Origin of the sequence: Methanocella arvoryzae MRE50, from assembly GCF_000063445.1 — an archaeon.
GTDB lineage: Archaea > Halobacteriota > Methanocellia > Methanocellales > Methanocellaceae > Methanocella_A > Methanocella_A arvoryzae.
Genome location: NC_009464.1, coordinates 1 through 21,742, shown reverse-complemented (window position 1 = coordinate 21,742; position 21,742 = coordinate 1). Strand labels below are relative to the sequence as shown.

The following is a 21,742-nucleotide window of genomic DNA, read 5'->3' as shown; positions in this document are numbered from 1 at the left end:
AGGGGCACGCCGCACACTTGTGCGGCCCGCAGCCCGGCAGGGTCGACCGAAAGCGGTCGGGCACCTGCGGCCTGGATAGTCCCCGGGGGGCAGCGATGTCCCACAGGCGCTGGCATTTCAGGACCGGGTTGAGCGCTACTGCCCGGATGCGGGATTCGGTGTGCGCTTCGATGCCGTGGGACTGGAGCAGATCATCGATCCTCTTGCGGCCTTCGGCGGGTATGGATTTGCGATCGACGTAGGCGAGCCGGGTGCCGGATCGCTCGAAGGCCTGGGCAAAGGTCTTCTCGGTCAGCAGGGGAACCGCGTGGTCAGCGATGATGTGGCCGAAAGCGACGTTCGCCTCCAGTGCAAGAGCAGTCTCCCGGGGAGCGTAGTGGTTGCCCCCGATACCCACGTATACAGGCGCATCAGGGTCTTCACTAATAGCCATAATCGCCCTGGCGACCACCTCGCCTGCTCTGGTGTCCCTCCACTCCTCTTCTGTGCTGCCGATCTCGACGTAGACCGACGGCGTGAGGAGATCGGAAGGCCCGTGGTGAGTGGCTTCGTAGGAAACGCTATAGCCGGTGACCGAGGCGCTGAGACTTTTCAGCAGGGACTGCGCAACCCGGGGCGCCGCAGTCGCCAGTTCCTGCGGCCTGCCCCCGAACTTCGCCTCGCCGAAGTTGCCGGTATGGTGGACTGTGAGCGTCTTTCGCCCGTCTTTGCTCCGGTGCTTGGAGGCAAAGACGATGATCTCAGGCTTATGCCCCGCGGCTTCAAGGGCCCGGTCTACTCCATCCTGGAAAACGTGGTAATCGTCGATCTCGACCATCTCAAAGCTGCCCTGCCGGAAGATCCTGAACCGGCTGTCCGAGTAGGTCTTCTCCCAGAAACCGAGCTTGAGCAGGCTGTCCCGGATAGTGACGCTGGCAAAGTCAGCAGTGGAGACGATGATGGTATAGCGCGCCATTGGAACAACCATTCTCGCCACCCGTAATAAAACTTTATATTCGGGCCGACAATCGACACCGCAGCCATCGCCGCCTGCCGGCGTAACAATGTTTATTATCACAAAGGAGAAAACACTGATTATTACCATGGCCGTCGATAAGCAAGAGCAAGCGATCAAGCTGATCATGTACCTGACAACGCAGTCCGACTACGTGACCATCCACGATATCCACAAAGACCGGCTGTCGGGGTTTGAGAGCCACGAAGAGATCAGGCCTGCGCTGAAGCAGATCTGCGACGTGCTCGAAGTGAAAATGGAGAACGATGAGCAGTCCATGTACAGGCTGCCGAGGACATTCGACGGCTACCGGGACGTCTTCTCCCTCGTCGTGAACTCGGATCAGGTATACAGTTTCCTGTCATCCAACTACTCTCAGGAGGTAGTGACCCCCGAGTTCATCAAAGAAGCGCTGGTGCGGGTCACCCAGACGCCGTACTTCACCAGCCTCGCCTCGAAGTACCCGGACAGGGCAAAGCCCGGCGACGCACTGATCGCCATGCTCGCCCAGAACCCCGGCTTCCCGGCCATCGCAGCCATGTTCAGCGTCTCTCCCGCGGTGGCAGCCAAGCTGCTCTTCCCGGAAACCATGTCCAAGTACGAGATGACACATCCCAAAATATGCTTCGACATCACCTTCGCCTCAGACATGGTCAAACGTGCTCCGCCCGGCACTGTGCTCTCGATCAAGTACGAGATCCTTGCGCAGGGCATGGTCAACCTGCAACTGAGTGGCGGGACCGGCATACCGTGACACTTTTATGAGCCAGTAATGCCCGGGTTGTTTACTTAAGGCTCTTTTTTCCATTCTGCAGCCAGCCTGCGGAGATTCCTGGCACCGTCCAGGAGGGGCTGTGCTTCGGCCTTTTTACCGGCGATCATGGCATCGCAGGCGGTTTCCATGTCTTTGGCACCCTGACGGATCTGCTTGCATTCGGTGAGCCTGGCGCGGGCGTTTTTGATAGGTGCCGCTTCCTGGTCCTCGACCATGGCGAGGACTTCCCGGAACTTGCGGGAGGCTTCGTCGGTGCTGCGGGTCGCAGAGATGAACTCCTCTGCCGCTTCCACGTAGGCGCCGTTATCATAGATGTCGAAGCCGCTGCGGATAGAGTCTACGGCGTTCTCCAGGTGCTCCAGGCCGTCTTCGTAGATCGGCTTCACGAAAGCCTCCATGAACTGGCCGTCATCGAAGGGTACCGGGGTCGAGTTGACCTGTTTAGCCTCTATATGCCTGTCTTTAGGGTTGAGGAGCCAGAGAATGATTGCCAGAGCGATCAGGATAAGCAGTATAAGTACAATCATGGCCCCAAGGCCGGCTGTATCTACCATGTTTAAACCCTCCAGAAAAAGTGCGGCGATCATATAAAAGGGTTGGTACGGGAAGATTCCACCGCCCGCTCATTCGTCAGATATGCGTGCCATAGATAAAATGGCCGGCTGCCGTGCTTATTTGACAAGTACGCAAAACGCTTCTTTCGCCCGGATATCGGGATCGCTGATCACCTGATCGACGATTTTGCCCGGGGCATCGGTATCCAGGATGATCTTTCGCTCGTAGCTGTAGTATTCGCTCTGGTCGACGTGCGATGCAGAGTACCCCATGGTTGAAAGGCACTGGACGATGGTGCTGGCGTAGAAGGCTTTTAGCTTTCCGAGGTCGGTGAACTCTTCTTCTGGCACCAGTTCTACAATCCGCATCATGGTGATCTCATCCACTCACGACCTGAATGTACAAATATTCTGACCAGTGATTCATGCGGAAAAGTACTGGCATGGCTGTGGACGTCACGAAAAAAACTTCTTTCGGCTGCTATACAAGCGGTTAAGGCCTGCAGGCTACCGCCGGACTGACAAAAAATATATCTGGCAGCAATCCCAAGGCTTATATTAAGCAGGGGAAGGAGAACGTCTCATTATGGAACGGATTCACTACCATTTTCCGGCGGAGATAGACTTCGAGCGGAACTACGGGTACAGCGCTGACCTGAGATACCTGATCAAGGCAGTGGCGGGCATCCACGGAAAGACCGGCTCGTCGGAGTTCGAGACCCCGGGGCCGGATATCGGGGCTCACCAGAACATGGTCAGGGCGAAGCGGGAAGTGGCCGTAGAAATCTCGGAAAAGAGGATGGATTTTCTGCCGCTGACACCGCAGAACCTGGCGGCAGTATTGCCGACCGTCCAGCATCACGGTATGGTTGATTTCCGGTTTACGGTCAAGTACTCTTATTTCGATAAAAATTTTAACAAAGGAGTGCTGCAAAACGACGTGTTTCTCGTCCGGGCCACGGTAGACGGCAACCTGAACCTGCAGGTAGCGGCGGTGGACGGCCAGGGCAGGACACTGCCAGAGGAGATCGCCAACACGATCGAGACCCAGCTCAAGCGCTTCAAAGGCTGAAGAGGGGTACAGTGACAAAACGAAAAAACTACAGCCAGTCAAAAGGCTGACATCATTTATTCTAATTTTATGCCTAATAACGCCGGCATACTGGCTGACGACGCATCAAGCCGATGCAGAGTCTCTTTCCGGGACAATTATTGTAAGCGGTTCTGTAAGTTCCAGCGCCCACGTCACCCTGACAGATACCTTCAACGCTTATAACCTGGACTGCACGGCGATCAACGGCGCCAAAATCGTATATTATGCGCCAGTTTACAGATCGGACAGTGTCAACGGCTTCTCCCAGACGATCAGCAATTTCCGGATTACCCCTGACCAGCCACCGACGTCCGTCTCGGAAGAGATGACCGACACGTTTGGCAATCACTACAGGATATACGAGTGGAGCCTTGACGGCTTCAAGGGTAATAAGCAGATTGTCGTAAAAACTGAGTTCGACGTCACCAGCACCGGAAATCCGGGTCCTGAGACGTTCAGCGATCCGTTCCCGGTCAGCACTTCGGGAATGAGCCAGTACCTGCAAAGCACGCCTCTGGTCCAGTCTTCTGACAGCGCCATCATCTCGAAAGCCGATGAGCTCACGAGAGGCTCTGAGACTCAGGCCGAAGCGGTAGACAGGATCATGAACTTCGTCCGGACGAAGATACCGAATCAGGCATCACCGGGCTCTAAAGATGCCGTATGGTCGCTGAACCACGACTATGGCACCTGCGTCAACCGGGCCAACCTGGCACTGGCTTTGCTAAGGGCTGAAAACATTCCCGCCCGGTACGTGAACGGCATCGTCAGCGACGAACAGATCACCGCACCTTTTTCGATCTCAGGGACGACTGGCTACGCCACCTTCCGGTGGGGCAAAGAACTGCACGCGTGGGTAGAAGTATACTACCCCCAGAAAGGCTGGGTCCCTTACGATCCGTGGATGAATAAGGGTTTCCTGGATCACCGGCATGTAAAAGCTGGCACGGCGATCGACTCTGACACGATGGACTCGGGCACGGGCGGCGTGATCGATACGTTCAAGACGGTCAACGTCAACCAGGGGTCGTCCGGCTCAGTCCAGACTTCTATCACGTTCTCCGGCGTACATGACTCGGGCCAGTATAGTGCCAGAGGCTTAAGTCCTGCTCCGGCCGGTGCCCTGATGATTGGCAGGGACATGATCAATAAGGCTACGCCGACGCCGACTGCTACTCCGGTGGCCACGGCCACGATTTCACCCACGACCGGGCCATCGGCAACCGTAACACCGATACCGTCAGGCAGTGCTACGCCCGGCGCGACACCCGGGCCGGACCAGGCAGACAGCGCCTCAGGGACAAATAATAGCACGACGACAGACGGCGGCACAGCAGGAAATGCCCTGCCATATAATATAACGGGCATTATCATGGATGATAAAACCGGAGTGAGGATCAGCGATGCTACGGTCACTGTGGACGGCATACCAGTACCAATCGATAGCGCTGGATCATTTACGGCCAGCGTCGCGGAGGGCGATCATACGATCCATATTAGCGCTCCGGGCTATGGCAATGGCAGCCTCACTGTTAAGATCGTAGATAAAGACGTGCCGGTCGTCCTGAAGACGCAGAAAGCAGAGGCCGTCTCGAGCGGCCCAGCCTTATTTGGGGTGCAGCTGCCGGGATTCGGGCTGCTCCTGGCTCTTGGCGGAATACTGATCGTGGGGCTCTGGAGGTATGGACGAACTTAAATTAGTCATTGCACAGGCATTCAAAGCCAGGGCGAAGGCAAAACTTACAAGAGCTGAGCTGGCCTTTGCCCTTTCCCTCGACCTCAGGTGGTTCAGCCCGGATGAGAGCAAGAGCGTTATCGACGCGGGATTAAAGACAGGGTTGCTCACCGAGGAAGATGGCAGAATTACACCTGCCTTCGACTACAAGGCCATAGACGTTCCCCCGGGTTTCCGGCCCGGCAAAGACCTTTTTAGAAAGCCGCTGCTGGAGCGCATCGAAATCCTGCTGGTGAACTCTGGCATCGAAGCTGCCTCCGTCAGAGGGCTCATCGAGAAAAAAGAGGCAGAGCTCTGCCATCTGGTCACCCCAGAAGTCGCAGGGCTCGTCATCGCCAGAGAGCGGGGCCTCGATATAACTGACTTAATTGATGAGGTGCTCGGGCAGTTAAAGAGAGGATGAGAATCACGATCGAACGCTGCTCTGTGCTATACAGGTTGCTCTTGTGTGGTGAGAAAGCAATACGAACGCTGCGCTGTGCAAAACCTCACAGATTCCACGGATTGAATCAGATTCCACAGATTTCTACTGGATAGCACAGATGACGACGGATAGCACAGATAAATAAAAAATATTCTGATCAAGTACTCTAATGATTGCTATCGGTGATCGATATTATCGTACTTATTCCATCCGTGCTATCGAGTAGTAATCTGTGGATTCAGCAGAGAAATCTGTGGAATCAATCAGAATCTGTGGCATCTGTGAGGACTGGCACAGCGCAGCGTTCGTATTTCTGTCTCGGGGAAGCCTGTGCAATCAAGTAAGGCACAGCCAACGTTCGTATTTCATCACATTAGACTAAGTTATTGCCGCCCGTACAGCCCGACAATCTCCGCTTCCCCTAAGATGTGGCCTTTCATGGCGCCGAGCACGGCGCTTTTAGAGACGCCGGAGGGCATGTCGAGCATGGTGTTCAGAGCATATAGATGAAACCGGTATCGGTGGGGCTTGCCCGGCGGTGGGCAGGGGCCTCCGTAGCCGGCCTGGCCGAAGTCGTTCTTGCCCTGGGACGCTCCGGCCTTAACGAGCTCTACGGCGGAGATGCCCTCTTCCAGCATTGTGGTGGAGGCTGGCAGATTAAATAGTACCCAGTGAGTGAACACCCGTCCGGGCGCATCGGGGTCGTCGACGATCAGTGCGAACGATTCTGTCCCTTCGGGCACCTGGCCCCAGGTCAGCTCCGGCGACACATCGTCGCCGTCGCAGGTGTACTTTTTGGGTATATGGCTGCCGGACTCGAATGCGCTGCTACTCAGGATCATCTTGGTGGTGACGTTCATCATGTGCTCACTTTCTGCGAGGATAAGATCGTCGGGTAAAAGCAGGTTACGGGTTCCTGCTTTTATAATGTGCCCGTCGCAAACATGGTATACAGTTCTTCCGGAAACCTTTTTTACGGTCAGGCAGCGGCTCCGGTACCCCCTTTAGAGCTACTTAGAGCGTGCGGCGCCCTGCATCTTAAAGTGTGCCAGCAAAGCCTCGATCTGGATGCGCTCGCTCGCCCCTTCGGTGAGCCGGAAGTCTGCCTCTCCGATCCGGTCGACGAGGGCGACCAGCACATCTTCGTCCAGCCCGAGCTCAAACATGCTCCGGTATATCTGGTCGATAATGTCAGTGCCGGACAAGCCGTAGGTGATCAGTAGTTCATCCAGCTTGTTTCGTGAGTCCATGAACTGCCCGTTCAACGCGAGCTTGAGCATGTCCTCGATCTCTTTAGGCTTAGCCGTGCTCGTAGTCTGGTAGATCACGTCAGCAGTGATGTCTTTCGCGATCGTGGCAGCCGACTGGAGGGCGTTGATGGCTCTCCGCATGTCACCCCGGGCTACGTAAATCAGCGCGTCCATGCCGTCTTTCTCGATTTTCAAACCCTCATTCTTGGCAATGCGGGTAATGCCAGTGGTGATGTCAGTCGCGTTCAGCGGCCCGAACCGGTAAACCGCACACCTGGACTGGATCGGCTCGATGATCTTGGACGAGTAGTTGCAGGAGATGATAAACCGACAGGTCGCGGCGTACCGTTCCATGGTGCGGCGCAATGCCGACTGGGCGTCGGAGGTCAGCGCGTCTGCCTCGTCGAGGAAGATGATCTTGAACTTCGCCTCTCCCAGCGGGGCAGTGCGGGCGAAGTTTTTGATGTTGTTGCGCACGACATCGATACCTCGCTCATCGGAGGCATTCAGCTCGATGAAGTTGCTGTGCCAGGTTTCACCATACAACTCCCTGGCAAGTGCGACAGCGCACGCTGTCTTGCCGACTCCCGGCGGGCCTGAGAACAGCAGGTGAGGAAGGTTGCCAGACTTCACATACGAGATAAGCCTCCGGGTGATCTGCTGGTGGCCTATAACATCCTCAAGCCTTCGCGGCCGGTATTTTTCAGTCCAGATTTCATCCTCTGCCATAAAGGGTACTTCCTCCCCGATATATGCTAGCTTTGACCAATAATCTTTCTATCGGCGATCTTTCTATAGACAGACTGAGTCATTGTACGGGAAAGGTTATATCTTTTTTATAGACATTAATAATACGGAGACGAGGACAGCATGAGGAAAATCTGGCTGACGGCTATTGTTGTAGCGCTATTACTGGCACTGTCGACAGTGCAAGCCCAGGCGCAGCATTACGACAGCATCAAGATGCAGTCATCTCAGTCTTACCTGAGGATGGGCATGAACGACACCATCACCCTGACGGCACAGCTCTACAGCGGCGGCAAACCTGCAGAAGCGGCAAACGTGCCCATAGTGTTGAACTTCCTCAGCGCTCAGGATTACATGATCTTCGACAACCAGCTGATTGTCACGGACGAGAAGGGAACCGGTTCTACTACCATACGCATCAACCCTGATAACCCTCCTGAGCGGTATAAGCTGCCCGTGCTGGTGCAGATCGAGGCGGCTACAGAATTCCACCGCGCCAGCATAAACGTATACATTACCGGTACCGCCCCGATCTCCGGATACGTCGTCAACGACGAGATGAGCGTCATAACAGGAGCGGAAATCACTGTCAAAGGCCCCGATGGCAGGCCTGCCACTTACCTCACCTACCCGATCCGCTCCGGAGACGGCTCGGACAGCCCCATGGGCTACTACAGAATCGACGGGCTCCCGGTTAACGTCGGCAAATACGAGATAACGGCCGCCAAAGGCGGCTTAAATGGAACGATAAGAGCCGAGGCCGGCTACGAAGGCGTACGTAACGATGTCACCATTAAAAATTACCGGGACTTCGTAAACGTTTCCCAGATCGTGGCGAACAACCAGAACCCCACCGCCACCCCCCAGGCCATAACGCCAACCCCGGAGCCGACCGCCGAGCCCGCCCGGCCGACATCCATGACCACCACCGTCATCGTGGCGATCATACTGATAGCGCTCGTGTACATAGGACTCAAGGCTTACCGCCGGATGTTCTAATTTTTTTAAAAGAGTATAGGGGCAGGGCGATTAACTACAATAAAAAAGTTAGTTTTTATACTCTGGTTCAGGTCAGCTCGCCATCTCTCATAATGTATTCGCCGGTCTCCAGCACGATGATGGAGGGCTTCTTGAACAAGAAGTCTCGGTGTGTCGCGCTCATGTTTTGGCCGCCGGGCATGTCGGAGTTGTGGCCGAAGGCGATGTGGAGGGTGCCGTAGACTTTCTCGTCCTCGAGCAGGAGGCCGGTGAGCCGGGCTTTGGGGTTGAGGCCGATGCCGAACTCGCCGCAGAGCGAAGCCTCGTCGTCCACGCTGATAAGTTCGTTTACCTTTTGGACCAGATCCTTGTCTTCGGACGATAATTTGGTTACGTAGCCGTCTTCCACGCACATGACCAGCGGGGCTTTGACCTGGCCCAGGTCGCCGATACTGCCGTCGCAGACGATGGTGCCGTTCATGCTGTGCTCGACGGGCGCGCACCACATTTCTCCCGCGGGCAGGTTGCCCATGTGGCCCGGGTGAATGGTGATGTCGTCGGCGAAGTCCCGACCCTTGATGCTGAAGGCAATGTCAGTGCCCCCCGGGGCAGTAACCCGCAGGTTGACGACGCCTTCGAACCGCTTCTTCAGGCTTTCAGCCCTTGCCTTGATAGCCTTGAAATCGGCCGTCATCGGGTACTCGATCATGCCCATGGTGATGTCGGGGGAATGCCCTACTCTGGCACCGTACTGGGACTCGTCGTGGTGAAGCTGGATACGGAAAGGAGTCTCCTCGGGAATACCTTTGAGCTGGTTGAAGAACAGGCTCGGCTTCAGCTTCTCGATCAGCGCCTGAAGCTCCTTCGGGGCCTCTGTCAGCGGACGCTTATCCTCAGGGATCTGGTAAGTGTGCACGGTGATGCCTTCGATCTCGAGAGCCGCTCTGGTGACCTCGCAGACATCTTTTGCGTACTCGTCGTGAATGATGAGGGCGACTTCGCCCTTCCGGATATTCATGATCTCTTTTAAAGAATGGTGTAGCTTGTGAGCGATACTCGTTTCCATTTCAATACCTCAGGTTTCTCTCCAGTTCCCGGACCAGCGGGGTTTCGTCGATGCCGTAGTAGCCCATGTTCCTTGCGATCATTACACCATCGTACTTCTGGCCGGTGCTCCATAAATTCCGCAAATAGTCGCCGGCAGCCTGCACGTTCCACCAGCCGTCCCCGAACTCGTCTTTCAGCAGGTTCCGGATCTGCACCTCGAGCATCCATGCCCGCAGGTAGCAGGCAGAGTAGAACTCCGAATCAAGGTCATACAGGTAGCGCTTTTCCGGGTGCTGGAACTTGAGCGCATCACCCAGTATTTGCGCATAGATTTTCTCCGGGTCTGCTGCGCCGCTGTGGAGCTCGATCTCGTATAACAGTTTGGCCGCGTACCGCCGCACCATGTACAGCGTCTGGAAAGACTGGAAGTGCGTAAGTCGGGCTACGTCGTTCTCGGTCATGTCCTCGAACTGCTGCCCCAGCCAGTATCTGTTGCCGGTGAGGTGCTCGAACAGCATTGCGTAAGCCTCGGTCACGGAGTTGTCGCCCATGTACTTGAACTCCATCGCCATGCCCGGGTCGACGTTGCCGAAGTGCTGGGCGTGGCCCATCTCGTGCAGCAGTGACCGGTAGTCGTCCATACCGCCTTTTGGCATGATGCAGAGCACGATGTCTTCAGGCACCCGGATCGGGCAGCAGAATGCCCGGGGGGTCTTCTTCTCTCTGGCCTCTGTGTCCATCCGAATGTTAGAGCCTTCCCCGACCTGCATATTCATGCCTGAAAGGGTATTGTCGAGTACACCCAGCATTTTGTCCTGGGCGAAGAACCGGTCGAACTCTTTGACCCGGAACAGGTAGCCGATGTCGCCCGCCCGGACTTCTGAAAGGCTCAGGCCGAGAAGATCCTTGCACATGTTCCTGAAATGCTTCGTGTACAGGCGGTCAGTACGGTGGAGCACGTTCTGCATCTGGAACTTCAGGGCGTGGAGGTCGATGCCGCTCATGTCCATGCACATGGAGACATAGTTATCGTAGCCGAAAGACCGGGCGATCTCGTAAGACCGGTCCAGCCGTTCCTGTAGCATCGGGTTGAGCACGTCGTAGACACCTTCACGGGCAGCATCGATGATCATCCGCTTTTCGTGGTCAGGCTCGTTTGCCTGGATCACGGCGGAGTACCGGAAGGGTACCTTTTTGCCCTCGATCTCGATCTCGGTTTTCGCTTCAGTTGCGCTGAGCTTATCCCCGAGATCGGTGGTCTTCCGCCCGATAAATCCGGAGAGGAGAAAAGCGTACATGTAGCTCATACGCAGCTTTTCGGTGCCTGATGCCCTTTCTCTCTTTGCCCTGACCTCATATATTAGGTCCTCGCTGTCGAAAATGCCAGAATACCGAGCATATATACTCGCAGTATCAGGCTCATCTTTAAGCCCGGCCCGGCTCTCGTACTCCTCCCTCATCAGAGCTTCGTTGAACTGTTCCAGATCCGTCCTGATCGAGTCCATGTCTGTCATCAGCATGACCGCCTACAATAGGTACTGTTGCCGCAGAAAAACGGCAGTGCCACAAATTTACGACCGCGGCACGCATAAGACTTTCGATAAAATCAAAAGTGCGAATTTTACTGGAGGTCATGAGGGTGTGGCAGCTAATCTCAGCTGCAAAACAGGCAACCCTCACTAACTCCACATCATACGATATCCTTGCCATGGGGGGTTTGGTAAGGAATGATGTATATGCTTAACATGCATATGGTTGTATTTATATTATTCTCTGGATAATTGTTAAAAAAGAGCTCCTCCGCCTGCGATATATGAGGCAGATACGAGGCTACAACCGATTTTTTAACGAAAGAAAGATGCTGTCACAAAAGGTATATCAGGGCCGGCATGCCTAATTGTAACCTATGGTCGACGCGATCGTGATCGGCGGCGGGATAACCGGATCCGGTGTAGCCCGGGACCTTGCGCTTAGAGGCCTGTCAGTCACCCTGCTGGAAAAAAGCTACCCCGGGGCTGGAGCTACAGGGCGGTGCCACGGGCTGCTACACTCTGGAGCCCGGTATGCGGTAAAGGATCCCAGGGCTGCTGCAGAATGTGCTTCGGAAAACCTCGTGGTGAAAAAGATCGCCCCCCATTGTGTGGAAGAGACCGGAGGTGTATTCCTGGCGATAGACGAGGCCGACGTCGCGTACGGGGACATGCTTTTGCAGGCATGCAGAGCTGCCGGAGTCCCCATAGACGAGCAATCGCCGGCAGAATCGCTAAACCCGGATGCCCTGCGGTGTTTCGGTACCAGGGATGCTGCTGTAGATCCATTTCTTCTCACGCTGGCCAACCTTTACGATGCATACAGGGCAGGCGCCAGCATCATTGTGGGCACCGGGGTAAAGCGGATAGGAGAGGGTTTCGTCGAGACCTCCGATGGCAGCATACTAAAAGCGGATGCCATCGTTAACGCCGCAGGCTGCGAATGTGCAAATCTGCTAGAAGCGTCCGGGAGACAGGCTCCGGCAGTACAGCCCGATCACGGCACGCTCCTCGTTACCGAGCGCAGAGTCTGCGATCAGGTCGTCAACCGGATGCGCCTGCCGGGCGATGGAGACATCATCGTCCCCGGCCACTCCACCTCCATTATTGGCACTACCTCTCAAAAGTCAGCCAGCACGATTCCCTTGCGGACGGAGTACCACAAGCTGATCAGAGAAGCAGTTGCCCTTCTCCCCCAGGTGAAGGGCGCCCGCATCATCAGGGCTTTTTCAGGCATCAGGCCGCTGCTGGGCAGCGGGGACGGGCGCAGCCTGTCCCGCGACTACAAAATCTTTGAAGACGCCGGGCTTATCACAATTGCAGGAGGAAAGCTGACCACCTACCGCCTCGTGGCAGAGCACGCCTCGGACGCAGTCATGCGGATGCTGGGGAAAACAGGCCGTTGCAGCACCATGTCAGAACCATTGCCAGACGTAAGGCGAGAAGCACAGGGAGCTATCGAGTGCCGGTGCGAGAGCGCAGGACACAGGATCATTGATATGCCCTTCCTGAAAAATACGGATGTCTCCAGATTTAACCGCCTCGGCTTCGGAGCGTGCCAGGGCATGCGCTGTGCCAGGTTTTCGAACGCACCTGAGGATTTCCTGCAGGAGCGGTGGAAGGGCGTGAAACCCGTCATCGACGAAGGCCAGTTCCAGCAGGCATACCTGTCCTGGGCATCGTATAAAACTCGCATGGGAGATCGGTGGCCGGGCGAGATGAATAGCATGCCCGGAAATGGGGGCAGCAGTAGCGAGTGAACTATAAATGGAAGATCAGCATATCAAATAGATATGAGAAGATCGCCGGTGATCGCAGCCCTCATCATCGGATTTATTCTGCTGCTCATTACGCTCAGTACGTTCATGTATATGTCCGACAGGATAAGCAAGCCGCAGGTGACGGATGAAGGCATGAAATCCCCGACATCGCTGGTTTCTGTAGTTGTCAGCTGCGATGATGGCCGCCGCCACACCTTCGCCGTAGAGATTGCGGATGAGCCGGATGAGCATGCCAGAGGCCTGATGAACCGCACTATGCTGGATGCCGACTCGGGCATGCTGTTTATTTTCGAGGGCAACGAGCCACACAGCTTCTGGATGGAGAACACCCTGATACCGCTTGACATGATCTTCATAGACCAGGAAGGGACTATTATCAACATCCACGAAAACGCTACACCCCTCAGCCGGGACATCATCGAGTCTGCCGGGCCTTGCAAATACGTGCTAGAAGTCAACGGCGGCACGTGCGAGAGGAAGAATATACGTGCTGGCGATTCAATAGATATCATTTATTGAGACGGACACCTGGTCGGCCTCAAAAGGCTATACTGGAGAATATTTGAGGTCGCCCCGGCGTGAAAAGTATAACAAGGATACGTGATAAGCAGGAGATATACATCAGCTAAAGGCCTTCGAAGACGTTACGCTCGTCTGACCGATCATTTTTGTAGACGTAAACACAGTACTCGTCAGCCATGTAATCGCAACGGAGAGCGACTCTTCTCGAAAGCGTCCGGCAAAACCGGAGCATGTCTTCCGGAGCAGGCCTCCAGTAGGTGTCCTGTCCGCTGTACGTGGGAAGCAGGAAATCAACGGCAATACCCTTGCGGGAGGCCGCCAGCATCTTCTGCAGCATGCTTTTCGCAAAAGCCTCGTTATCGCTGATCCGGATGGTGAAAATCCCGGCTGCGAAAGCCCAGTCGTACTCTTCTCCCGGGCAGCAGTCATCGAAGTCTCCGGCGATAAACCGGGCTCCGGGATATTCTCTACGGGCGATCTCGATGAACTTCGGGTTGATGTCGATGCCGGTATAATCGACTTTCAAGCCCCTGCCTACCAGGAATCCGTACAGGTCTCCGAACCCACACCCGACGTCGAGGATGCTGCACCCGTCGAGGCCGCCGATCTCCGACAGTGCGGTAAACCGGGCTTTACGGCCACCCGGAATCCACCCGAGGCTCCGGGTATCGTAACCGTATTGCTCCAGCTTGCTGCCATAATAGTTTGAAAGTATGTCCCGGTCCGACTGCTTCAAAGTAATCTATATGGTGGCGCAATACAGCCATAAAGCCTTCGGCCTCAGATCTTCTTCATACAGAGGTACCAGGTATTGCACTCGTAGCCTTCTTTAAGCCGATCTTCAGCCCCGTGCTGGGTATGTGGCGGCTCGATCAGGACAGGCTCCCCCGGCTGCCAGTTAGCCGGCGTGTCCACCCTGTGCCTGTCGACCACCTGCAAAGCATCGATAGTCCTCAGCAGCTCGTCGATATTCCGGCCGACTCCGGACGGGTAGAAGATGATCATCTTCACCACCATTTTGGGGTCGATGATGAAGACAGACCGTACAGGCATGATGTGGCTGACAGGCGGATGAATCATGCCGTAGAGGCGGGATATTTTAGTGTCAAGATCTGCGATGATCGGGAAGGGTACATCTACCCCCATATGCTCCTTAATATCCCTGACCCAGGCGATATGAGAGTTCAGCCCATCCACGCTCAGGCCAATCAATTTCACGCCCCGCTTCTTGAACTCCTCGTACTTTTTGGAGAACTCCACGAACTCGGTAGTGCAGACAGGGGTAAAGTCTGCCGGATGTGAGAAAAGGATTACCCAGCTGCCTTTGTAGTCGGACAGTTTGATTTTACCATGGGTGGTTATCGCCTCAAAGTCAGGCGCAATCATACCAATAGTGATACGGCCGGACTGATCCCCGCCAGTTAGCTGTTCGCCGCTAATCATAATTACCAATATAATATAATATTAGTCATATATTAAATGCTCGCTGGTCGTAAACTTCAGCCTGAACAGTATTCCGGACAGCCATTCTTAATATAGCTGGTATACTTTCACCCCGCGGCGAAAAAGATTATTTAAGCTCCGCACCATTAACTCCCCATGATACACCTCGCGTTCGACAAGGGCACTATCGTAGTCCGGGGTAACGTCAGAGTCCCAGGCTCATCGTGGGACTCCCGGTCCCAGGCCTACCGGGCGCTGGGGCTCTTTTACAAAGACATCAAAGCATACCTCGAAGCTTCGGGATTCGAGTTCAGGGACGACGTCATGGACATCTTCCCGAGCCCGGCGCTTAGAATAAAAACAGTGCTTCGGGAATACCAGGAAAAGGCAATAGCCGCATGGCTCCGGGCCGATAAGTGGGGCGTAGTCGTGCTGCCCACCGGATCCGGGAAGACGCTCGTAGCACTGAAAGCGATCTCGATCGTGCATCCGGCCATCGTGATCGTGCCTACTTTAGACCTGGTGGAACAGTGGAAGTCGCGTATCGAGGAAGAGTTCGGCATCGAGCCCGGAGTCTACAGCGGGGAGGAGCACCGGCTCGGGCCGGTGACGATCGCCACCTATGACACGGCTTATATCAGAGCTTCCGAGCTGGGCAACAGGTTCCGCCTCGTGGTGTTCGACGAAGTCCACCACCTGCCATCCCCGGCTTACACGACGATCGCCGAAATGCTGGCATGCCCCTGCCGGCTCGGCCTGACCGCGACGTACGAGCGGGAGGACGGAAAGGAGAAAGACCTGCCCCGGCTTGTGGGAGGCAAAGTGTTCGAGATGAGCGTCGAGAACCTGGAAGGCGTCCACCTCGCAAACTACGACCTCAGGCGGATCAAGGTAGACCTGCTGCCTGAGGAAGAAGCCTCGTACCGCAGGGACTACGATCTTTACAGGAAATACCTCTCAGATAATCACATAATACTACGCTCTCCCAGGGATTTCGAGCGGCTGGTCATGAGGAGCGGCCGGGACAAAGGGGCGAGAGAGGCCATTCTCGCCAGACACAGGGCCCGGACAACGGCGCTTAACTCCAGGGCCAAGATACTGGAGCTCACGAAGATTTTCCAGCAGCACAGCGGCCCGGAGGATCGGACCATCATCTTCACCGAGCACAATGAGCTTGTATACGCGATATCGAAAGAGTTCCTCATACCCTTTATCACCCATACCACTTCGAAGGACGAGCGGATGGAAAACCTGTCGAAGTTCCGCACAGGAGCTTACAGGGCGATCGTAACTTCCAAAGTCCTCGACGAGGGCGTGGACGTCCCCGACGCCAACGTGGGCATCATCCTCAGCGGCAGCGGCAGCCGCCGGGAATTCGTCCAGCGCCTCGGCCGCATTCTCAGGAAGAAAGGGGATAAGAAAGCCGTGCTCTACGAGATCGTGGCTCAGGGCACCATGGAAGAAGGCTCGTCCCGGAAGCGCCGGAGGGAAGCCTGATGCTTTCGAGCGACCTGCTGGTAGCCAGAGTCAGGGGCGACACGATCGCCCCGGCATTCATTCCGCCCGAGGGCGACCACCTGGACCTGGCCAGGGACGTCATCAGTATCTTCGAGGACCATACGGGCAAAAAGCTCGGAGAGCTGTACGGCATCCTCGAAGAGATGGAAGACCAGGGCTTCGACTACAGGCTTGTCAGAGGGATGGTCTCGCTGCTGGAGAGGCGGTGCGACTTCACTATCGATGCGGCCGTCGAGCCAGCCATAGCCAGGCGAGCCGTTTTCGAGGCGGCAGCAAACGCATACCCGGTGATCGGCGGCGAGAACAGAAAAGCGCTGCTCGGGAAGGTGGCCGGCACGCTCGGCATCAGCCCTGCCGACCTGGAACGGTCACTCTACGCGGACCTCGAAGACGAGATGCTGATCAGGGCATTCAGACAGCCCACGCCCGAGGAACTTATCAAGCAATATAACATGGGCCTGGCACAGACGCTGCTCTTCAAAGCGACCCAGCTCCGGTTCCGCACGGCGTCTGGACATAAGGAAATCCTGCGGAAGCTTAAGTGGCTCGGGCTGATGTACGATGCCGAAGCCAGAGACGGCAGAGTGGACATCACCATCGACGGGCCGACGTCTGCGATCAAGATGACCGAGCGGTACGGCACTTCCATGGCTAAGCTGCTCCCCCTGATCATCGGTACACCAGGATGGAGTGTCGAGGCTACCATCCTTAGAAAAGACTTCTCGGGGAATCCGAAGCTCTACACCTTTTCGATGCGGGAAGACAGGCACGGCAGCCTCTTCAGGCCCGGCCCGGAAAAGGAGATGGAATTCGACAGCTCGGCAGAAGAAATGTTCTATAGCTCGTTCGCCAACGCAGCCACCGGCTGGACCATATCCCGGGAGCCTGAGCCCCTGATCACAGGCAGATACCTGTTCATTCCCGACTTCCTGCTGGAAAAGAACCGCAGCCGGGTATACGTCGAAATCGCCGGCTTCTGGACCGCCGAGTACCTGAAACGCAAGGTAGCCAAGCTCAAGGAGATCAAAGATAAAGAGTTGATAGTCCTGGCCAGCGACCAGATGTCCTGCGAGGCGTTCCGGGAAATCCCCGGCGTCATCTTCTTTGGCCGCAAGATGCCGATAAAGCCAGTGCTCGACAGGCTAAAGGCGCTGGAAAAAGCCGACGCAGATGCTGGTGCGGCAAGGATCAGCAGCAAAGGACTGACCATAAAAGGGGACGTCATTCAGATCGCCGGCCTCGCCGAAGCAGCCGGCGAAAGCGTCGATGCAATCAGGGCGTATCTCGAAGAGCACCCGCCCGAAGGCTACCTGACGACAAAAGAAGAGTTGATCAGCGATACAGTACTTACCGACCTCCGGGCCGCATTACCTGACAGCCTGCAGTACGGAGAGGCCGTAACGACGATCAGACATCGGGGCATTACCTCAGTAGATATGGTAATCCAGGCCCTCGGATACTCCGTCAAGTGGAGTGGCCTCGATCCCGACAGCGCCACGGTGTACAGGGCAAAATAACCCGACAGCACCTAAAAATCAAGCACGTAACCACGGCGGCACGGCGACACAGAGACAATGGTGTACTGTGAAACAAGATATCTTTATTATGTCCACGGCGACACGGAGACAGTGCATTGATCAAGATGGTCACCGGTCGATCGATTAAGCATGTGATGAGTACAGTAGTAAAATAATCCGTTAATCCAGGTTTCCAGTCCGTTACAGCTGGGGGAACTGTCTCCATGCGTCAGCCCGCCGTGCCGCCGTGGATCTAAAAAGAAGCTATCGTAGTCCGATGCGCACTGTCGCTGTGTCGCTGTGCCGCCGTGGTTTCAGCCTCTGTTCTGTTGTACTGGTACGCACTGTCTCCGTGCCGCCGTGTCGCTGTGGTTTCAGTATTTGATTTCCGGTTGCCCGGATAGGAAGCTGTGTCACAGTGGTTTTTATTGAATATGAGCTAACGTTTCAGATCAGTCAAAATACCCGGATCCTTTAATGATCTCCCCGGCAGACAGGAAGGTCGCCTCGACGGGCGTTTTCCCGGTTTTCCGCAGGTATGCCTGGACGACCTCATACCCGATCTTGTAGCCGGTAAACGCCGGAATGCCCAGTGGCTTTTTGGCTTTTCCGGGGGCCCGGTCGCCGTAGAGGTAGTTTCGGACTTCCCCGAAGCCCTTCTTGTCGAGGGAGTCTTTAATCAGCTGCCGGGCTTCGGGCAGCTTCCAGGCCGGGAATTCAGATATGTAGTACCCGATCTTGTCCTCTCCGTAGAGCCATGTGCCGAAGGATTCGGCCAGACCTTCGAGGATGAGGTAGTCTTCGACAGTGATATTGACAGGATCCCAGGGCATGACTGACAGTCGAATATTATGGTGGACTTCGTGGGCTAAAGCTGCCTGGAGCCGGGACAGGTTGTATTCGCTCAGCTCGCCGTAGGTCAGCATTACGTAGCCGGGGATGCCGCCGTAGCCGGAGTAGCCGTGGTCGACGGGATCCATCCTGGAGGCATCGAGAAGGAACAGGCCCGCGATAATATGTTTTAACGGAATTCTGCTCTCGAAGGGTTTGAAGACCTCGATCGCCCGGGCGATAGTCTCCGACATCAGGCCCTGCGCGTTATTTTTTTCCAGGATTTCCAGTTGCTCGAGTGAATGCTGATCCAGCTTCTCCGGCATCACGAACTTCCAGATGTCCAGCATCTTGAGAGCATCGAGCTTGCCCCGCTGCGGGTTCAGCGTCGCTCCGAAGGCGTTGAACATGCCTTCATAGGGCAGCATGAGATCGTTCTTGAACATCTCCCGCCGCTTCCGCTTGTTTTTCTCCTCAATGATCGACCGGTAGACTGAGATTGTATCCTGGACAGTGAATTCCATACAAGTCGCATATAACTGTCACTCGAACCATTATGAGCCTTTGGTTAGGAACTGCAGAGTAAAAAAGAGAAGCGGACTGCAGGTCCGCTCACTCGAAAAAGCCCGACTCCCGGATGATCTCGACGGCGGGCACGAAGGTTGCTTCAGCGACAGTCTTGCCGGTATTTGTCAGGTAATCCTGCACGATGAAGTACCCCACGGCATAGCCGGCATGGTCGGGCATACCTACGGCTTTGCCGCCGAACTTCGTCGCCTTGCGGTCGCCGAAGATGTAGGATCGTACGACGTCGAAGCCGCTCAGAGTCAGAGCCTGCTTCATGCCTTCCTTGACCTGGGGCAGCTGGCTCATGTCGAATTCTTCCACGAAGTAACCGACCCGGTCCCGGCCGAACAACTCCGTGGCAAAGGACTCCGCCAGCCCCTCCATGATCATGTATTCTCCGACCGTGATGGACATCATGTTGCGAGGCACGGCAGAGCTATAAATCGAGTGGTGGGCCTCGTGCGCTAGCGTGGGCTGGATCTTCGACAGGTTGTACGCATCCGGTTCACCGTAGGTGACCATCACGTAGCCGGGAATGGCCCCGAAGCCCGTATAGCCGTGGTCCGCCGGGTCCATCCTCGCCGGATCGAGGAGGAACAGGCCTGCCTGCAGGTGCTTCAGCGGTATCCGGTTTTCGTAGGCCTGGAAAGCGTCGCAGACTTTTTCCATGGCCTCAGTCATCAGGTCATGGGCACGGTACTTTTCGAAAACCTCCAGCCTGGCCAACACTTTTTCGCCCAGCTGCTCAGGTGGGATGAAAGACCAGCCCCCCAGCATCTGCATGGCGTCCATCTTGCCCGCTGCCGGGCGCAAGGACCCCCCGAAAACATTAAACATGCCCTCGTAGGGCGCTAAGAGTTCCTCCCTGAAAAGCTCTGTCTTCTTCTCTGCGTTCTGCTCTGCGATGATCTTCCGATAGGTGGACAATGTGTCCTGTACTGTAAATTCCATATGATTCTCTCCTGAAACTGTAATGATCTGTGACACTGACAACTAGAGTCAGTGAACGACGCCATCCGCCCTGGCCGGTGGACTAAACCAGCCATGGCTGATGATTAAAAAGCCAAACCCCGATGCCTCTCACTCACCGGTTTTTCGGTCTGCCCGACTGTTTACAAGAAGACTATAAGAACTGATTGCACATAGGCGATCGATGTTAACATTACTCAACTGCCATATAAAACATTCGCTGGCTATGCCAGAGTTATAGGTACCTGAGATCTCAGCCCTGGGGGGCCTCGGCCTTAAAACGCCAGGTCGCCAGAACACCCCATTAACAGGATAGAGTTCGCAGATAAATCTGTACCTGGTGTCCTGGCGCCCGGCAGAAGTAGATTTCTAAGTTAATTTTTCGCGCACCAGATCGTAGAACTTGTCGTGGAACTTGACGAACAGGGCCGGGTTCTCGCACATCGTAAAAGTGAGGACGTCTTTTGTTGTCACGCTGGTCATGTACTGCCCGTCGACTACGACCATGGATTCCTTGTCCTCCCTGAGTAATTCCAGCTTGATTATGCTTCTCCCCGGGACTACCCACGGGCGGGCCGATAATTTATAAGGTGCTAGGGGCACGATGATGATGCCATCTACGCCCGGATCTACGATGGGGCCGCCAGCACTCATCGCGTAAGCCGTGGAGCCGGTCGGGGTGGCGAAGACAATGCCGTCTGCCCGGAACTCCTCCATGAACTTGCCGTCCACGTAAACCCGGAACTGGGATATTTTTGCAGGCCTAGAAGTGATCACTACTGCCTCATTCATGGCGCAGGGAAGCTCATATTCGTTCAGCTTCACCGCCATCCGCTGGCGTTCGACCACCTCGAAGTTCGAGATGATATCGTCAATCATGTAGAGAGCGCTCTCAGGGTCGGTGACAGTCAGGAAGCCCACTTCACCCATGTTGATGCCCATGATCGGGGTGGGCTTGGGTAAAAGCTGCAAAGACCGGAGGATCGTCCCGTCTCCGCCGAAGATCAGGACCAGGTCCACGTACATCTCGTCGATCTCGGTCGGCTCGTTGCTGCCGCAGAGGCTGGCAGTGACTGGGTCGAGAGAAAGCTTTACCTTGTATGAAAGGTGCTTGACGAACGCCGGAATGAGGCTCTTCGGGTCCTTGACGTCGAGCCTTGAGATGATGCCTACCGATTTTGCCTGCATGGACGATTCTCTCTGACTTATTAGGGCGTATCGAATATATGAGATTTGGGGAACGATCAGCAGGTGTACATTCAGTTAATACTCTTTCAATACAGGGGCAACCGACATTAAGCTTAATCCTGTCAGCGCTATCGCCCTAACCGGGATTAAGCTTAATCCTGTCAGCGCTATTGCCCTAACCGGGATTAAGCTTAATCCTGTCAGCGCTATTGCCCTAACCGGGATTAAGTATTTATACCCGATTATGACTATTATAGGCTATACCCGGCTTTGGTTATTA

The 21,742-nt window shown here is 55.5% G+C and carries 20 protein-coding genes and 1 pseudogene; 9 read left to right on the top strand and 12 right to left on the bottom strand.

What is annotated here, in order from left to right; translation table 11 throughout:
- Positions 1-178: 178 nt before the first annotated feature.
- A pseudogene (locus tag RCI_RS17585) lies at positions 179-817 on the bottom strand (D-aminoacyl-tRNA deacylase); the annotation flags it as partial.
- A 265-nt stretch (positions 818-1,082) separates the two neighbouring features.
- Here RCI_RS17585 and RCI_RS00100 point away from each other — a divergent pair.
- The gene (locus tag RCI_RS00100) at positions 1,083-1,748 is read left to right on the top strand and encodes a hypothetical protein (RefSeq protein WP_148266445.1); all 666 of its coding nucleotides are present in this window, start codon (positions 1,083-1,085) and stop codon (positions 1,746-1,748) included.
- Between the two features lie 35 nt (positions 1,749-1,783).
- On the opposite strand, the gene RCI_RS00095 is transcribed toward RCI_RS00100, so the two are convergent.
- The gene (locus tag RCI_RS00095; RefSeq protein ID WP_048197708.1) at positions 1,784-2,323 is read right to left on the bottom strand and encodes a hypothetical protein; all 540 of its coding nucleotides are present in this window, start codon (positions 2,321-2,323) and stop codon (positions 1,784-1,786) included.
- Between the two features lie 117 nt (positions 2,324-2,440).
- Complete coding sequence (locus tag RCI_RS00090; RefSeq protein ID WP_048198821.1) at positions 2,441-2,695, bottom strand: hypothetical protein; 255 nt, start codon at positions 2,693-2,695, stop codon at positions 2,441-2,443.
- 214 nt (positions 2,696-2,909) lie between these two features.
- Here RCI_RS00090 and RCI_RS00085 point away from each other — a divergent pair, with 214 nt between their 5' ends.
- From RCI_RS00085 to RCI_RS00075, 3 genes are all read left to right on the top strand, one after another.
- The gene (locus RCI_RS00085) at positions 2,910-3,395 is read left to right on the top strand and encodes a hypothetical protein (protein ID WP_012034342.1); all 486 of its coding nucleotides are present in this window, start codon (positions 2,910-2,912) and stop codon (positions 3,393-3,395) included.
- A 346-nt stretch (positions 3,396-3,741) separates the two neighbouring features.
- Positions 3,742-5,112, top strand: coding sequence for a transglutaminase domain-containing protein (locus RCI_RS00080; protein WP_012034341.1), 1,371 nt, complete (start codon positions 3,742-3,744; stop codon positions 5,110-5,112).
- Entirely contained in the window at positions 5,099-5,554 is a 456-nt protein-coding gene (locus RCI_RS00075; protein ID WP_012034340.1) for a DUF2240 family protein, read from the top strand. The genes RCI_RS00080 and RCI_RS00075 overlap by 14 nt, the downstream gene beginning before the upstream one ends.
- Positions 5,555-5,958: 404 nt before the next feature.
- Here the strand turns inward: RCI_RS00075 and RCI_RS00070 are convergent, their stop codons facing one another.
- Entirely contained in the window at positions 5,959-6,438 is a 480-nt protein-coding gene (locus tag RCI_RS00070) for a YbhB/YbcL family Raf kinase inhibitor-like protein (RefSeq protein WP_231844875.1), read from the bottom strand.
- A gap of 147 nt (positions 6,439-6,585) precedes the next feature.
- A complete protein-coding gene (locus tag RCI_RS00065; protein WP_012034338.1) occupies positions 6,586-7,554 on the bottom strand; it encodes a replication factor C small subunit in 969 nt (322 codons plus the stop codon).
- Between the two features lie 141 nt (positions 7,555-7,695).
- Here RCI_RS00065 and RCI_RS00060 point away from each other — a divergent pair, with 141 nt between their 5' ends.
- Positions 7,696-8,571, top strand: a complete 876-nt coding sequence (locus tag RCI_RS00060; protein ID WP_012034337.1) for a carboxypeptidase-like regulatory domain-containing protein — start codon at positions 7,696-7,698, stop codon at positions 8,569-8,571.
- A gap of 67 nt (positions 8,572-8,638) precedes the next feature.
- On the opposite strand, the gene RCI_RS00055 is transcribed toward RCI_RS00060, so the two are convergent.
- Complete coding sequence (locus RCI_RS00055) at positions 8,639-9,616, bottom strand: aminopeptidase (protein ID WP_012034336.1); 978 nt, start codon at positions 9,614-9,616, stop codon at positions 8,639-8,641.
- A gap of 1 nt (position 9,617) precedes the next feature.
- A complete protein-coding gene (locus RCI_RS00050) occupies positions 9,618-11,111 on the bottom strand; it encodes a hypothetical protein (protein WP_048198815.1) in 1,494 nt (497 codons plus the stop codon).
- A 392-nt stretch (positions 11,112-11,503) separates the two neighbouring features.
- Here RCI_RS00050 and RCI_RS00045 point away from each other — a divergent pair, with 392 nt between their 5' ends.
- Positions 11,504-12,886, top strand: a complete 1,383-nt coding sequence (locus tag RCI_RS00045) for an FAD-dependent oxidoreductase (RefSeq protein ID WP_012034334.1) — start codon at positions 11,504-11,506, stop codon at positions 12,884-12,886.
- A 33-nt stretch (positions 12,887-12,919) separates the two neighbouring features.
- Positions 12,920-13,426 carry a DUF192 domain-containing protein gene (locus RCI_RS00040; protein ID WP_012034333.1) on the top strand — a complete coding sequence of 169 codons (507 nt, stop codon included), beginning with the start codon at positions 12,920-12,922 and terminating at the stop codon, positions 13,424-13,426.
- 106 nt (positions 13,427-13,532) lie between these two features.
- Here the strand turns inward: RCI_RS00040 and RCI_RS00035 are convergent, their stop codons facing one another.
- The gene (locus RCI_RS00035) at positions 13,533-14,165 is read right to left on the bottom strand and encodes a class I SAM-dependent methyltransferase (protein WP_012034332.1); all 633 of its coding nucleotides are present in this window, start codon (positions 14,163-14,165) and stop codon (positions 13,533-13,535) included.
- A gap of 44 nt (positions 14,166-14,209) precedes the next feature.
- A complete protein-coding gene (locus RCI_RS00030; RefSeq protein WP_012034331.1) occupies positions 14,210-14,872 on the bottom strand; it encodes a peroxiredoxin in 663 nt (220 codons plus the stop codon).
- Positions 14,873-15,028: 156 nt separating this feature from the next.
- On the opposite strand from RCI_RS00030, the gene RCI_RS00025 reads away from it, so the two are divergent.
- Positions 15,029-16,369: a DEAD/DEAH box helicase family protein gene (locus RCI_RS00025; protein ID WP_012034330.1), complete on the top strand. Its 1,341-nt coding sequence runs from the start codon at positions 15,029-15,031 to the stop codon at positions 16,367-16,369.
- Entirely contained in the window at positions 16,369-17,907 is a 1,539-nt protein-coding gene (locus RCI_RS00020; protein WP_012034329.1) for a DUF790 family protein, read from the top strand. The genes RCI_RS00025 and RCI_RS00020 overlap by 1 nt, the downstream gene beginning before the upstream one ends.
- 452 nt (positions 17,908-18,359) lie before the next feature.
- Here RCI_RS00020 and RCI_RS00015 read toward each other — a convergent pair whose 3' ends face one another.
- From RCI_RS00015 to RCI_RS00005, 3 genes are all read right to left on the bottom strand, one after another.
- Entirely contained in the window at positions 18,360-19,262 is a 903-nt protein-coding gene (locus RCI_RS00015) for a DUF2268 domain-containing protein (protein ID WP_012034328.1), read from the bottom strand.
- An 88-nt stretch (positions 19,263-19,350) separates the two neighbouring features.
- The gene (locus RCI_RS00010) at positions 19,351-20,256 is read right to left on the bottom strand and encodes a DUF2268 domain-containing protein (RefSeq protein WP_012034327.1); all 906 of its coding nucleotides are present in this window, start codon (positions 20,254-20,256) and stop codon (positions 19,351-19,353) included.
- A 387-nt stretch (positions 20,257-20,643) separates the two neighbouring features.
- Complete coding sequence (locus RCI_RS00005; protein ID WP_012034326.1) at positions 20,644-21,462, bottom strand: NAD(+)/NADH kinase; 819 nt, start codon at positions 21,460-21,462, stop codon at positions 20,644-20,646.
- Positions 21,463-21,742 lie beyond the last annotated feature (280 nt).

What these genes read in the sequence shown, in the direction of transcription:
- RCI_RS00040 (WP_012034333.1), top strand. Translation starts at nt 12,920, where the DNA reads ATGAGAAGATCGCCGGTGATCGCAGCCCTCATCATCGGATTTATTCTG.
- RCI_RS00005 (WP_012034326.1), bottom strand. Translation starts at nt 21,462, where the DNA reads ATGCAGGCAAAATCGGTAGGCATCATCTCAAGGCTCGACGTCAAGGAC.
- RCI_RS00020 (WP_012034329.1), top strand. Translation starts at nt 16,369, where the DNA reads ATGCTTTCGAGCGACCTGCTGGTAGCCAGAGTCAGGGGCGACACGATC.
- RCI_RS00025 (WP_012034330.1), top strand. Translation starts at nt 15,029, where the DNA reads ATGATACACCTCGCGTTCGACAAGGGCACTATCGTAGTCCGGGGTAAC.
- RCI_RS00070 (WP_231844875.1), bottom strand. Translation starts at nt 6,438, where the DNA reads ATGATGAACGTCACCACCAAGATGATCCTGAGTAGCAGCGCATTCGAG.
- RCI_RS00075 (WP_012034340.1), top strand. Translation starts at nt 5,099, where the DNA reads ATGGACGAACTTAAATTAGTCATTGCACAGGCATTCAAAGCCAGGGCG.
- RCI_RS00100 (WP_148266445.1), top strand. Translation starts at nt 1,083, where the DNA reads ATGGCCGTCGATAAGCAAGAGCAAGCGATCAAGCTGATCATGTACCTG.
- RCI_RS00060 (WP_012034337.1), top strand. Translation starts at nt 7,696, where the DNA reads ATGAGGAAAATCTGGCTGACGGCTATTGTTGTAGCGCTATTACTGGCA.
- RCI_RS00080 (WP_012034341.1), top strand. Translation starts at nt 3,742, where the DNA reads ATGACCGACACGTTTGGCAATCACTACAGGATATACGAGTGGAGCCTT.
- RCI_RS00095 (WP_048197708.1), bottom strand. Translation starts at nt 2,323, where the DNA reads ATGGTAGATACAGCCGGCCTTGGGGCCATGATTGTACTTATACTGCTT.
- RCI_RS00015 (WP_012034328.1), bottom strand. Translation starts at nt 19,262, where the DNA reads ATGGAATTCACTGTCCAGGATACAATCTCAGTCTACCGGTCGATCATT.
- RCI_RS00030 (WP_012034331.1), bottom strand. Translation starts at nt 14,872, where the DNA reads ATGATTAGCGGCGAACAGCTAACTGGCGGGGATCAGTCCGGCCGTATC.
- RCI_RS00050 (WP_048198815.1), bottom strand. Translation starts at nt 11,111, where the DNA reads ATGACAGACATGGACTCGATCAGGACGGATCTGGAACAGTTCAACGAA.
- RCI_RS00085 (WP_012034342.1), top strand. Translation starts at nt 2,910, where the DNA reads ATGGAACGGATTCACTACCATTTTCCGGCGGAGATAGACTTCGAGCGG.
- RCI_RS00065 (WP_012034338.1), bottom strand. Translation starts at nt 7,554, where the DNA reads ATGGCAGAGGATGAAATCTGGACTGAAAAATACCGGCCGCGAAGGCTT.
- RCI_RS00055 (WP_012034336.1), bottom strand. Translation starts at nt 9,616, where the DNA reads ATGGAAACGAGTATCGCTCACAAGCTACACCATTCTTTAAAAGAGATC.
- RCI_RS00045 (WP_012034334.1), top strand. Translation starts at nt 11,504, where the DNA reads ATGGTCGACGCGATCGTGATCGGCGGCGGGATAACCGGATCCGGTGTA.
- RCI_RS00010 (WP_012034327.1), bottom strand. Translation starts at nt 20,256, where the DNA reads ATGGAATTTACAGTACAGGACACATTGTCCACCTATCGGAAGATCATC.
- RCI_RS00090 (WP_048198821.1), bottom strand. Translation starts at nt 2,695, where the DNA reads ATGATGCGGATTGTAGAACTGGTGCCAGAAGAAGAGTTCACCGACCTC.